The sequence below is a fragment of the Rhodanobacter sp. sgz306013 genome (assembly GCF_057031145.1).
Genome location: NZ_JBXCIJ010000004.1, coordinates 208,052 through 220,384 on the forward strand (window position 1 = coordinate 208,052; position 12,333 = coordinate 220,384).

At 69.5% G+C, this 12,333-nt stretch carries 12 protein-coding genes; 6 read left to right on the forward strand and 6 right to left on the reverse strand.

What is annotated here, in order from left to right; translation table 11 throughout:
* Positions 1–49: 49 nt before the first annotated feature.
* Positions 50–1,105, reverse strand: coding sequence for a diguanylate cyclase (locus AC2EWF_RS13945; RefSeq protein ID WP_483639985.1), 1,056 nt, complete (start codon positions 1,103–1,105; stop codon positions 50–52).
* 144 nt (positions 1,106–1,249) lie between these two features.
* On the opposite strand from AC2EWF_RS13945, the gene AC2EWF_RS13950 reads away from it, so the two are divergent.
* Genes AC2EWF_RS13950 through AC2EWF_RS13960 form a run of 3 tightly spaced genes read left to right on the forward strand, consistent with a single transcriptional unit; the run spans position 1,250 to position 2,982 of the window.
* Positions 1,250–1,528: a putative signal transducing protein gene (locus tag AC2EWF_RS13950; RefSeq protein WP_483639986.1), complete on the forward strand. Its 279-nt coding sequence runs from the start codon at positions 1,250–1,252 to the stop codon at positions 1,526–1,528.
* Between the two features lie 8 nt (positions 1,529–1,536).
* Positions 1,537–2,445, forward strand: coding sequence for a DMT family transporter (locus AC2EWF_RS13955; RefSeq protein ID WP_483639987.1), 909 nt, complete (start codon positions 1,537–1,539; stop codon positions 2,443–2,445).
* A gap of 18 nt (positions 2,446–2,463) precedes the next feature.
* Positions 2,464–2,982 carry an adenine phosphoribosyltransferase gene (locus AC2EWF_RS13960; protein WP_483639988.1) on the forward strand — a complete coding sequence of 173 codons (519 nt, stop codon included), beginning with the start codon at positions 2,464–2,466 and terminating at the stop codon, positions 2,980–2,982.
* A 133-nt stretch (positions 2,983–3,115) separates the two neighbouring features.
* On the opposite strand, the gene AC2EWF_RS13965 is transcribed toward AC2EWF_RS13960, so the two are convergent.
* The 5 genes from AC2EWF_RS13965 to oxyR form a co-directional block, all read right to left on the reverse strand.
* Complete coding sequence (locus AC2EWF_RS13965; protein ID WP_483639989.1) at positions 3,116–3,748, reverse strand: hypothetical protein; 633 nt, start codon at positions 3,746–3,748, stop codon at positions 3,116–3,118.
* Positions 3,749–4,330 carry a DUF3501 family protein gene (locus AC2EWF_RS13970; RefSeq protein ID WP_483639990.1) on the reverse strand — a complete coding sequence of 194 codons (582 nt, stop codon included), beginning with the start codon at positions 4,328–4,330 and terminating at the stop codon, positions 3,749–3,751.
* Between the two features lie 136 nt (positions 4,331–4,466).
* Entirely contained in the window at positions 4,467–5,810 is a 1,344-nt protein-coding gene (locus tag AC2EWF_RS13975) for a heterodisulfide reductase-related iron-sulfur binding cluster (RefSeq protein ID WP_483639991.1), read from the reverse strand.
* Between the two features lie 81 nt (positions 5,811–5,891).
* Complete coding sequence (locus AC2EWF_RS13980; RefSeq protein WP_483639992.1) at positions 5,892–6,311, reverse strand: rubrerythrin family protein; 420 nt, start codon at positions 6,309–6,311, stop codon at positions 5,892–5,894.
* A 108-nt stretch (positions 6,312–6,419) separates the two neighbouring features.
* A complete protein-coding gene (gene oxyR / locus AC2EWF_RS13985) occupies positions 6,420–7,400 on the reverse strand; it encodes a DNA-binding transcriptional regulator OxyR (protein ID WP_483639993.1) in 981 nt (326 codons plus the stop codon).
* 165 nt (positions 7,401–7,565) lie between these two features.
* Between oxyR and AC2EWF_RS13990 the strand changes: the two genes are divergently transcribed.
* From AC2EWF_RS13990 to prmC, 3 genes are all read left to right on the forward strand, one after another.
* Positions 7,566–10,247, forward strand: coding sequence for a M1 family metallopeptidase (locus AC2EWF_RS13990; protein WP_483639994.1), 2,682 nt, complete (start codon positions 7,566–7,568; stop codon positions 10,245–10,247).
* A gap of 159 nt (positions 10,248–10,406) precedes the next feature.
* Positions 10,407–11,357, forward strand: a complete 951-nt coding sequence (locus tag AC2EWF_RS13995; protein WP_483639995.1) for a hypothetical protein — start codon at positions 10,407–10,409, stop codon at positions 11,355–11,357.
* Positions 11,358–11,410: 53 nt separating this feature from the next.
* On the forward strand, positions 11,411–12,238 hold the full coding sequence (gene prmC / locus AC2EWF_RS14000; RefSeq protein WP_483639996.1) for a peptide chain release factor N(5)-glutamine methyltransferase: 828 nt from the start codon (positions 11,411–11,413) through the stop codon (positions 12,236–12,238).
* Positions 12,239–12,333 lie beyond the last annotated feature (95 nt).

The window sequence follows — 12,333 nt, forward strand, 5'->3', positions numbered from 1 at the left end:
CGAAGTTTACCTTGTCCCTGCCGGCGACCGCAGGCGCTGTCGCCCTGCCTCAGCGCGCCCCGGCTTCCGCCGGATGGACCCACACTTGGTTCCGGCCTCGCTCCTTGGCCAGGTACAGCGCGAGGTCGGCCTGCTTGATCCAGGCCTCCACGTCGGCGTGGCGTGGTCCGACCTCCGCCACGCCGAGGCTGAGCGTGCACGGCTGCACGGCCGAGCCGTCGCCGCGGCCGATCCGCTCGACCCGCTGGCGGATCCGTTCGGCGATCTCGCGGGCGCGCTCGAGGCTGGTTTCCGGCAGCACCACCCCGAATTCGTCGCCGCCGAGGCGGCCGGGCGTATCCACGCTGCGCAGGCTCTCGCGCAGCACCGCGGCCAGCTCCTTCAGCAGGATGTCGCCGGCGGCGTGGCCATGGTGGTCGTTGACCTGCTTGAAACCATCGATGTCGAGCAGGATCAGGGTGGCCGGCCGCTGGTTGCGTAGATAGCGATGCATCTCCCGCGCGGCCGTCTCCAGCCAGTGTGCTCGGTTGGCGAGGCCGGTGAGCGTGTCGGTGCGGTTGAGCTGCTCCAGCAGGCGGTTCTGCTGGCGGATGTGGCGGCCGAACCCGAAGTTCACCGTGCTCAACCAGACCGGGTAGATCACCATCATCGGGAGGCAGGCGGCGATGTCGAACATGTCGCTGGCCGGTTGCCAGGCGAAATCGGTCAGCCACGCGGTCAGCACGCAGGCGGTGACCTGCAGCAGCAGCGAGCGCAGCAGCACTCGCCAGCCGCCGGCGCTGATGCGGTCCATCGCCATCATCGAGGCCAGCATCACGCTGGGCAGCAGGTTGAACCGCATCGCCGCGACCCAGGCGCCGAGCATGACCGAGTCGGCCATAAGGTTGAAGTGCTCGCGCTGCACCGGCCGGGTGGCCCGCACGGCATGCAGCCACGCCAGGTGCGGCCACAACAGGCCGTTGGCGAGGAGCAACGCCCACAGCCAGCCCGGCGCCTGCTGCTGGTACAGCACGGCCGCCACCGGCAGCATGCCCAGCGCCAGCCCCAGCGTGCGCAGGCGATGGGCCAGGCGCACGAACTGCAGGCCTTCGTCCCGTTTCCCCATGGCTTGGCCGCCCCCGCGTTGCCGCGCGGCGCTACCGGCGCCGCTGGCGCGACGATAGAGCAGATGGCCGCCGTGCCGCTACTGGCGGCAGGCGAGGCGCGCCGGGGCTTGCCGTCGGCAGGCCACGGGGCTAGCTTGCGGCTCATGCATACCGTCTACCGCGCGGAAAACCTGTTCGACGCGCACCTGGTGAAGGATGCGCTGGAGCATGCGCAGATTCCCGCCTTCATCGCCGGCGAATACCTCACCGGCGGCGTGGGCCAGCTGCCGGCGCTGGACTATCTCTCGGTGATGGTGCCCGACTCCAGCCTGGGCGCCGCCGAGGGCGTCGTGCGCGAGGTCGAGGCGCGGCTGGCCGAGGCGCGCGAGGCCATGCGCGAGCTGGGCGACGATCCCGGCGATCCGCTGGCCGTGCCCTGCTGAGCCGCGCGTTGTCCGTTACCGCACCCGCTGCGCCGTTGCCGGCGGGCCGCACAGTGTCGCGCATGGCGGCCGGTGCGATGCTGCTGTCCACCACCGGCATTTTCGTGGTGCTGGCGCAGGTGCCGCCCACGGTATCGGCGTTCTACCGCATGCTGTTCGGTGGCGCCATGCTGCTGGGCTGGGTGGCGTCGACGGGGCGCTGGCGACCGGTCGCCCGGCGTGACCTGGCGCTGGCTGCGCTGCCGGCGCTGGGTTTCGCCGGTGACCTGCTGATGTGGCACCAGAGCATCCTGGTGGTGGGGCCGGGCGTGGCGACCTTGCTGACGAATTTCCAGGTGTTCCTGCTGGCCCTGGTGGGCCTGCTGTTCTATCGCGAGAGGCTGGGTCGCTGGTTCCTGCCGGGCTCGCTGGTGGCCCTGGCGGGGCTCTGGTTGCTGGTGGGGGCGCACTGGGCGCTGTTCAGCGCGGCCTACCGGCGCGGCGTGTGGCTGGGCCTCGGCAGCTGCGTCGCCTATGCGGTGTATCTCCTGAGTTTTCGCCACGCGCTGTCCGGGCGCACGCGCCAGTCGCCCGCGCAGTTTCTCGGCCTGATGAGCCTGCTGAGTGCCGTATTGCTGGGCCTGTGTGGCTGGATCCAGGGTGACGCATTCGCGCTGGACACATGGCGCAGTTGGAGCGCGCTGCTGGGCCTGGGCTTCTTCGGCCAGGTGCTGGCGTGGCTCTTGATGGTAGGTGCGATGCCGCGCCTGCCGGCTTCGCTGGTGGGACTGCTGTTGCTGTTGCAGCCGACGCTGGCTTTCCTGCTGGATGTGCTGCTGTTCGGCCGGCCGACCAGCGCTCTCGACTGGCTGGGCCTGACGCTGGCCCTGGCCGGCATCCTGCTCGGTGCCATGCGCCCGGCGCCGGCACCCGCCTGACCACGACTGGAGAGAACGATGCATGATTTCGCCGCCCTGATCCGCGCCGTGCCGGATTTTCCGCAAGCCGGGGTGATGTTCCGCGACGTCAGCCCGCTGCTGGCCGATGCCCGCGGTTTCGCCGACTGCATCGCTGCGCTGGCCGCGCCGTGGCGCGAAGCCGGCGTGCAGGCGGTGTGCGGCATCGAGGCGCGCGGTTTCATCTTCGGCGCCGCGCTGGCGCAGGCGCTGCGGGCGGGGTTCGTGCCGCTGCGCAAGCCGGGCAAGCTGCCGCCGCCGGTGCTGGCGGTGGACTACCAGCTGGAATACGGCAGCGACCGGTTGGAGGCGCGCAGTGATGCGCTGCAACGCGGCGAACGCGTACTGCTGGTGGACGACGTGCTGGCCACCGGCGGTACCCTGGCCGCGGCGCAGATGCTGGTCGAGCGCTTCGGCGCCGAGCTTGCGGGCGCGGCGGTGCTGGTCGAGCTGGAGGCCTTGCGCGGGCGCGAGCGCTGGCGCGGCGGCCAGCCGCTGCATGCGCTGCTTCGTTACTGATCACCCCGCTGCCGTGGACGTCCATGCCCGGCATTGGTGCCGCGAAATGGCGCCGGCCGCGTCGTGAGGAGGCACTGCCGTCGCGCTGACAGGCACTGCCGCCGACGCCGACACACCGGTGGCGCCCGGGCGGCTATGGCGGCGCGGATGGCGACGGCGCGCCCTGTCCAGAGGGCGCGGCGACCGACGTCACGTAGAACAGCTCACAGGCGCCGTCCCCGGTGTCGTCGCGGCTCAGCGAGGTGCGCCAGTGCCAGCCATCGGCGCGGTCGGCATCCACCAGGTAGCCGTCCAGCGCCAGCAGCTGGCCTACCCGCGTGCGTTCCAGCGCACGGCGCACCCCTGCATCGGCTGGGATCAGGTGCATGTTCGCGCTGTGCGTCTCGATCTCGCGGCGCGGGATCGGGAACCGCCGCACGCTCCAGTAGTAGAGGCGTGCGGACTGCGTGATGTCGATCTGCTTCAGCACGGCGCTGTCGGACATGCGCCCCCAGCCCAGCGCGAAATCCTCAGGCACCAGCGCGGCACCGGCGTCTAAGCGGTAATGCTCGGTGGACAGCACCCGCGCGGTGAGGTCGAACCGCGCGCGCGGCAGGAGCGTGAAGTCGCCCACGCGGACCGGCTCCATGGACCCGTCCAGCGGCGTCTGCAGGGGATCGTCCGGCGCCAGCACGCCCGGCGGCGGGTGCAGCGGACGTGCCTGCCGCCACGACCAGCCGCCCCACAGCGCGAGCAGGGTGGCCGCGAGCAGCCAGAGGCGGCGCATTCAGTCGAAGTCCGCGGCCAGCGTGTGGCGCTGCTCGGGTGTCAGCACTGCCTCGACCGGCATCGCCGCCAGGCTGCAGGACAGCGTCACCGGCGCACCTGCTTTCCACGCGGCGACGCGCGCCGCGGCCAGCGGAAAGCGCAGGAAATGCACCGCGGCGGTCTTCTCCTCGTTGCTGCGCTCCATGTCCTCGTCGGCCACCGCGATGCACGGTGCGTGGCCATCCACCGACAGCGCGATCGCATGCTCGATGCCGCGCAGGCGCACCAGCTCTCGCTTGCGCTGCTCCACGTCGTCGTACTCGATCAGCAAGGTGGCCTTGAGGTTGTCGCCGTCTGGGATAAGCGGGTTGTAGGCATCCAGCTCGTCCTGGATACCGGCGGGCTCGAAGATACGTTCGATGCGCAGCATCTCCTGCACCTGGTACTGGACGCTCAGGCGATCCTCGAAGATCAGCGTGAGGTGCCCGCCCAGGTGCACAGTGCGCTGCTTCTTGCGCGCCATCACGCGGGCGCGGAATTCGGCGCGTTCCAGCGCGTAGTTCTCCAGGCTGAGCAGGTCGCCGCGTTCGAGCTTGTCCATGGGAGTTCCCCGGTTTGCTTTTGTCCCCGTCCCTGCGGGAGAGGGTGCCCGAAGGGCGGGTGAGAGTACGGGCGGAGCGAGGCGTTGCCGGTTTTGCCGAACCCTCACCCAACCCCTCTCCCACAGGGAGAGGACTTCAAATGCCGTAGGCCTTGCGCAGCAGGCTGAGCGGATGTTCGGCCTGCGGCTGGTCGCCCAGCCCGTGCGCGATATGGCCGCCGGCCATCGGGCAGTCGCTGGTGAAGTGCGCAGCTTCGGCCTGCGCCACGCGATGCTCCACCGGCCTGGCCAGCTTGCGCGACAGTGCGTAGGTCGCGTGCTTCACGCCGTAGGTGCCGTCGTGGCCGGAGCAGCGCTCGATGGTGACGACCTCGGTGCCGGGCACCAGCTGCAGGATCTCGCGCGTCTTCGGGCCGATCTTCTGCACGCGCTGGTGGCAGGGCACCTGCCAGGCCACCTTGCCCAGCGCCGCCTTGAAGTCGGTCTGCAGCAGGCCGGCCTTGTGGCGCTCGGCGAGGTATTCGAACGGATCGAAGAAGCGCTCGCGTACCAGCGCCACGTCGGCATCGCCGGGAAACAGCAGCGGTAGCTCCTGCTTGAACATCAGCACGCAGGAAGGAATCGCCGCGGTGAAATCCCAGCCCTCGCGCGCCATCCTGGCCAGCACCGGGATGTTGCGCTCCTTGTACTTCTTCACCGTGTCGAGGTCGCCCAGTTCCAGCTTGGGCATGCCGCAGCAGCTTTCCTGCTCTACCAGCTTGCTGGGGATCCTGTTGTGCGCAAGCACCGCGGCGAGTGCCTCCACCACGCCCGGTTCGGAGTGGTCGCAATAGCAGGTGGCGAAGATCGCCAGCCTGCCGCGGGTGCGGCCGGCCGGCTGCGCTTCGCCGGCACCGTCGAGCTGTTTCAGGCGCTTGCGCGCGGTGGGTGCGTGGTACTCGGGCACGCGGGCATCCGCGTCCACGCCCAGCGTCTTCTCCAGCAGCTTGCGCGCGGCCTTGTTGCGGTTGGCGGCGTTGACCACCTCGACCAGCACCGGGATCGAGGCCAGCTTGCCCACGGCGCGCGTGTTGGAAAGGATCTTCGCCGACAGCGGCGCGCCGTGCCCGCGGAAATGCACCGCCTTGGCGCGCAGCATCAGGTGCGGGAAATCCACGTTCCACGGGTGCGGCGGCGTGTACGGGCATTTGGTCTGGTAGCAGAGGTCGCACAGGTAGCACTGCTCGACCACCTTCGGGTAGTTGGCCTTGGCCACGCCGTCGATCTCCATGGTCTTCGACCCGTCGATCAGGTCGAACAGGGTGGGGAAGGCGTGGCACAGGCTCACGCAGCGGCGGCAGCCGTGGCAGATGTTGAACACGCGCTCCAGTTCGGCGTCGAGCGCAGCCTGCTCCCAGAACGCGGGATCGTCCTGGCCCAGCGGGTGGCGGGTGGGCGCTTCGAGATTGCCTTCGCGGCTGCTGTCGACCGGTTCCGACATGATCGCGTCCTTGTCCGTGGGATGCGTGCCCCCCCGTCGCCATCCCCGCTGGCGCGGGGATGACGGACCCGGGTGCCCGGCTCAGCCCAGTTCGCCCAGCGCCTTGGTGAAGCGGTTGGCGTGCGAGCGCTCGGCCTTGGCCAGGGTTTCGAACCAGTCGGCAACCTCGTCGAAGCCTTCGTCGCGGGCGGTCCTGGCCATGCCCGGGTACATGTCGGTGTACTCGTGGGTCTCCCCGGCGATCGCGCTTTTCAGGTTGGCGTGGGTCTCGCCGAACGGCAGGCCGGTGGCTGGATCGCCGCACTGCTCCAGGTATTCGAGGTGGCCGTGGGCATGGCCGGTCTCGCCTTCGGCGGTGGAGCGGAACACCGCGGAGACGTCGTTGTAGCCCTCCACGTCCGCCTTGGCGGCGAAATAGAGGTAACGGCGGTTGGCCATGGATTCGCCGGCAAACGCGTCTTTCAGACTCTGCTCGGTCTTCGAGCCTTTCAGCTTGCTCATGACATCACCTCGTGGCGTCGGGCTGGGAGGGCAATGCGGGAGCGGCCAGTGGTCGCGACCGCCCGAGCGTAGCGCCGCGGCGGGCTTCGTTGAAATTGATTGTGCTTATCAGGACGATCGTTGCCGGCTATCGCGACGCGGCTTTGCGCGCGCGGTCGCCGCAGCCGCCGGCGCGGTCGCGCCATGTGGGTCGAGCAGGCCCTCGGGTAGCTCGCGGAACACGCCGGCGAGCTGCTTGAGGAAGCCGCCCATGGCCGAGCTCTTGCGCCACAGCATCGCGATGCGCCGGCTCGGCGGGTGGCTGCCGCGGAATTCGATCAGCTGCACGTTCGGCGCCTGCGCCACCGGCGGCTTCACCGCCAGCGTGGGCAGCAGGGTGATGCCCACGTCCGCCGCCACCATCTGGCGCAGCGTCTCCAGGCTGGTGGCGCGGAAGCCGCTCTTCTCGCCGGCACCGGCGAGGTGGCAGACCTCCAGCGCCTGGTCGCGCAGGCAATGGCCGTCCTCCAGCAACAGCAGGCTCTGGTCGCCGAGGTCGGACAGCTTCAACGAGGGCCGCCGCGCCAGCGGATGCGATTGCGGCACCGCGAGCAGGAAGGGCTCCTCGAACAGAAATTCCGCGTGCAGACTGTCATCGTGCACGGGCAGCGCGAGGATGCCGGCGTCGAGCCGGCCCTCGCGCAGGCGGCGCAGCACTTCCTCGGTCTTCTCCTCCACCAGCAGCAGCTCCAGCCGCGGAAAACGCTGGCGCACCAGCGGCACCACATGCGGCAGCAAATAAGGGCCGAGCGTAGGGAAGATGCCCAGCCGCACCGTGCCGGACTCGGGATCCAGTGTGCGGCGCGCGATGCCCTTGATCTGCTCTACCTCGTTCAGCACGTCGCGTGCGCGCGCCACGATCTCGCGGCCGACGTCGGTGAGCAGCACCTTGCGTGGCGTGCGCTCGACCAGCGCCACGCCGAGCTCCTCCTCCAGCTTCTTGATCTGGGTGGACAGCGTCGGCTGGCTGACGAAACAGGCTTCCGCCGCGCGCCCGAAATGGCGCTGCTCGGCGAGGGCCACCAGATAGTGCAGGTCGCGCAGGTTCATGGCCAGCCTTTCGATAGATCTGAACTATGAAAGATCATAGTAGCGATTGAGCTGCTTGACGCAAGCGAGTCTGTCCTCTGACGTCGACATGCCTTATGGCACTGTGTGGAAAGTCATGCCGGGCCTAGCGTGCGGGGTTGCCATCCACTCCATGGGGAACCTGCCATGCGCCGTCACGTCCGTCCTTTCCTGTTCACCGCGCTGGCTGCCAGCTGCGGCGTGGCCCTCGCCGCCGGCGCCGGGCAAGCGCCCAAGGGGCGCCTGCCGTCCTGGGCGGTGCCGCAGTCCTACCAGATCGCGTTCAAGGTGGATCCGGCGCAGACCGATTTCTCCGGCACCACCACGATCAAGGTGAAGCTGGCCAAGGCCTCCGACCACGTGTGGCTCGACGGCGCCGAGCTGAAGGTGTCGAAGGTGACGGTCGCCGATGCCGCAGGCAAGACGCACGACGCGAAGTACGTGGAAGCCGACCCGAAGGCCGGCGTGGTGCGGGTGGATTTCGGCAGCGTCCTGCAGCCCGGCGAGATCATCCTGAAGTTCGAGTACACCGCGCCGCTCAACGCGCAGTTGCAGGGCCTGTACAAGGTCACGGCCAAGGGCCAGCCCTACGCGATGACGCAGATGGAGCCGATCAGCGCGCGCTACGCGTTCCCCAGTTTCGACGAGCCCGGCTTCAAGACGCCGTTCGACATCTCGATCACCCTGCCCGAGAAGGATGTGGCGGTGGCGAACACCCAGCAGGTGAGCGAAAAGCCTGCCGGCAAGGGCTGGAAGACGGTCAACTTCGCGCAAACGCTGCCGCTGCCCACCTACCTGGTGGCCTTTGCCGTGGGCCCGTGGGACATCACGCCGACCGCGGAAATCTCGCCGGACGCCTACCGCAGCAAGCCGCTGCCGCTGCGCGGCATCGCCGCCGCCGGCGAGGCGCACCGCATGAGCCACGTGATCTCCGAGACGCCGAGCATCATCCACGCGCTGGAGAACTACTACGGCTTCGGCTACCCCTGGGACAAGCTGGACGTGCTTGCCGCGCCGGACTTCGCCGCCGGTGCGATGGAGAACGCGGGCCTGGTCACCTTCCGCGACTGGCTGCTGCTGCTCGACAAGGATTCGCCGGCGCGCAACGTGCGCGGTTCCTTCAATGTCACCGCGCACGAGCTGGCCCACCAGTGGACCGGCGACACCGTGACGCTGGCCTGGTGGAACGACATCTGGCTCAACGAGGCCTTCGCCACCTGGATGCAGCAGAAGGTCACCGAGGAAGTCCATCCCGAATACCGTGCCGACCTCGACCGCGTGCGCGGCGCGCAGGGCGCGATGAGGAACGACAGCCTGGTCAGCGCGCGCGAGATCCGCCAGCCGATCACCGGCAACGGCGACATCATGACCGCCTTCGACGGCATCACCTACCAGAAGGGTGCGGCCGTCATCGGCATGTTCGAAAACTACGTGGGCGACAAGACCTTCCAGAAAGGCATGCGCGCCTACATCCAGGCCCACAAGTTCGGCAACGCCACGGCGGATGACCTGGTCAACGCCATCGCCGCCGCGGCCGGCAAGGGCGACGCGTTCAAGCACGCATTCAAGAGCTTCCTCGACCAGTCCGGCGTGCCTTACGTGCAGACCATGCTCACGCACAAGGGCGGCCAGACCGTGCTGGAGCTGAAGCAGGATCGCTACCTGCCGCTGGGCAGCCACGGCGATGCCTCGCGCGTCTGGGGCGTGCCGGTGTGCGTGCGCTACGGCACCGCCGATGGCAGCAAGGTGGCCTGCGACATGCTCGACAAGTCGACCGGCTCGATGGTGCTCGCCGGCGCCAGCAACCCGACCTGGGTGATGCCGAACGCGAATGCCGCCGGCTACTACCGCTTCAGCCTGGACAAGAGCGAGCTGGACGCGCTGGTCAAGGAAGTGGCCAAGCTCAGCGACACTGAGCAGCTCGCCTATGCCGACGCGATCAACGCCAGCTTCCAGCACGGCGACCTCGACGCCGGCCAGGTACTCGTGGCACTGAAGCCGCTCACCGAATCCAAGACGAGCCAGGTGTTCACCGCACCGCTGGGCCAGCTGGACTGGATCTACCAGCACGTGGCGAAGACCGACGCCCAGCGCGCCCGCATCGCGGACTGGGTGAAGGCCGCCTACCTGCCGAAGCTCGAGGCGCTGGGCTACCAGCGCAAGCCGGGCGAGTCGGAGGACGACTCCCTGCTGCGCAGCACGCTCGCCAGCGCGCTGGCGTTCGACTTCAAGCTGCCCGCGGTGCGTGCAGCCCTGCTCCAGCAGGGCGAGGCGGCGTTGAAGAAGAAGGCCGACGGTCGCCTCGACCTCGCCGCCGCCAACCCCGACCTGCTGGGCGACGCGCTGGGCGTGGCGGTGCAGACGCAGGGCAAGCCTGCGGTGGATGCCTTGATCGCCGAATTGCCGCAGACCAGCGACCCGGCGCTGCGCAACGGCATACTCGGCGGCCTTGCCAGCGTCGAGGATCCCGCACTCACCGACCAGGTGCGCGACTTCGCGATCAGCAAGCCGGTCAAGGTGGGCGAGATGGCCTCGCTGCTGCGTTCTGGCCGCGATACCGTGGCGCAGCGTAATGCCATGTGGAACTGGTTCACCGGCCACTACCCGCAGATCCTCAAGCGCACCGGCAGCTTCGCCGGTGGCTATCTGCCGATGCTGGCCGCGGGCGGTGGCTGCTCTAGCGCCGAGGCACAGCGCTTGCAGGCGTTCTTCAAGCCGCGCATGAACGATGCCGCCGGCATCTCGCGTGGCCTGGCGCAGACCACCGAGTCGATCCAGCTGTGCTCGGCGCTGCAGGCGAAACAGGATCCTTCGTCGATCCTGCGCTGACCGTACCTGCGCGTCGTGCGACAAGCCCCGCTGCGGCGGGGCTTGTCATGTCTGGATCGTCATTCCTGCGTTGTGGGGTGGCAGGCGACGGTCCCCGTGGCCCGACTGTCGTAGCATGGGCGGGAACTCAACGCACCGGCATCGTCTGCAGGGGGACGAATGGTCGATCTGGAAATCCAGGCGCTCGCGCTGGAGCGCGAGGGCCTGCTCGTCGAAGTCGGCCGGCTGGCCGGCAGCTGCGGCTACACGCTGCTGCGGCAGCGCCTGGTGCAGGACCCGCATGGCATCCTGCTGACGATGGTGGTGCGCGGTTCGTGGTTCAGGAAGCGCGCCTTGCGCCGCGCACTGGAAGCCTCTGATCGCCTGGTCAGCTTCGAACTGGCGCCTTTCGTGGAGGGTGAGCCGCGGCCGCACTTCGCCGCCACGAACGCCTCCGTCTCCCATTACGTGCCGCCACCGGCACCACCGCCCGAGGTACCCGAAGAGGCGTCCGGGCAGGAAGTCACCGCCAGCGCGCCCGAAGCGGCGGCGCCTGTCGAAGCCGCGCCGAAGGTATCGCTGCCGGAACCGTTCGAGGATTTCCTCTCGATCCGTCCGCGCGCGCCGGCACCGGCGCCCGCCTCGGCGGAGCCGGCGTCCGCGCCGTTCGTCGAGGTGCCTGCGCTGGAAGCGGATGCGTCAGCCGTCGAGCACGCGCTGGCCACGCTGGAACACGACTACCCGCGCATCCTGCCGCGCCTGCTGGCGCTGGATCGCGCCGTCGCCGATGGCGCGCGCGAATCCTCGCTGCAACTGGCCGGGCGGCGCGTGGGCGCGTGGCTGTTCGCGCGCGAGTACGCGCTGGACACCGGGCTGACGCTGGAGGCGGCGCTTGCCGCGATCGGCGCGCCGGCGCTGCACGCCTTCGCCGAGGTCGATCTGCAGGACGGTCGGCTGCACGTCCGGCATAGCCCGCTGTGCGCTGAGGAGGGCCGCTCTGGCTGCAGCTTCTTCAGCGGCTTCCTCGAAGGCCTGCTGACGCCGGCCATCGCACCGGGCGGCCTGTCGATCTTCCCTGTCTGCTGCCGCAGCTGCGGAGCGGCCGAATGCGTGCTGGCGGTTTCGGAATGAGTCGGTTGGACTCCGGAAATCGCGGTGCAGAGGGCATCGCTTAGACTGCTCCGATGACCACGGTACGCCAGTCGCTCAACGAATCGATGGCAACGCTCGGCGAACGCGCCGATGCCGAAGCCCTGCTGCTGCACGTGCTCGGCCAGCCGCGCAGCTGGCTGTTCGCGCATGCCGGCGATGTGCTGGACCCGGACGTCCGGGCGGCTTTCGAGGCGCTGGTCGCCCGCCGCCGCGCCGGCGAGCCGGTGGCGTACATCACCGGCCGGCGCGGCTTCTGGACGCTGGAACTGGAGGTGACGCCCGCCACGCTGATCCCGCGACCGGAAACCGAGTTGCTGGTGGAGCTGGCGCTGGAACGCCTGCCGTGCGACATGGCTGGTCGGGTGGCCGACCTCGGCACCGGCAGCGGCGCGATCGCGCTGGCGCTGGCCAGCGAGCGTCCGCAGGCGCAGGTCGTCGCCACGGATGCGAGCCCGGATGCGCTTGTGGTGGCGCGTCGCAACGCGCAACGGCTGGGCGTCGGCAACGTGCGCTTCCTCCAGGGCGACTGGCTAGCGCCGCTGGCGGGCGAACGCTTTGCGCTGATCGTATCCAATCCGCCTTACATCGAGGCGGCCGACCCGCATCTCGCGCAGGGCGATCTTCGCTACGAGCCGGCTGCGGCGCTGGCTTCCGGTGCCGATGGCCTGGACGCCCTCCGCCGCATCGTCGCCGCCGCGCCCGCGCACCTCGAAGCCGGCGGCTGGCTGCTGCTGGAGCACGGCTGGAACCAGGGCGCGGCCGTGCGCGGCCTGCTGCACGAGGCCGGCTGCGCCGAGGTGTTCACCGCGCGGGACCTGGAGGCGCGCGACCGGGTGAGCGGAGGGCGCCGCGGCGATTGAGCGCCGGGGCCAGGGACGCCGCCCAGGCCGGTTCCGGCATGACCGGAATCAAGATGGGGCGTGCCGGACGGTGCAGGATATGACAGACCGGCGGC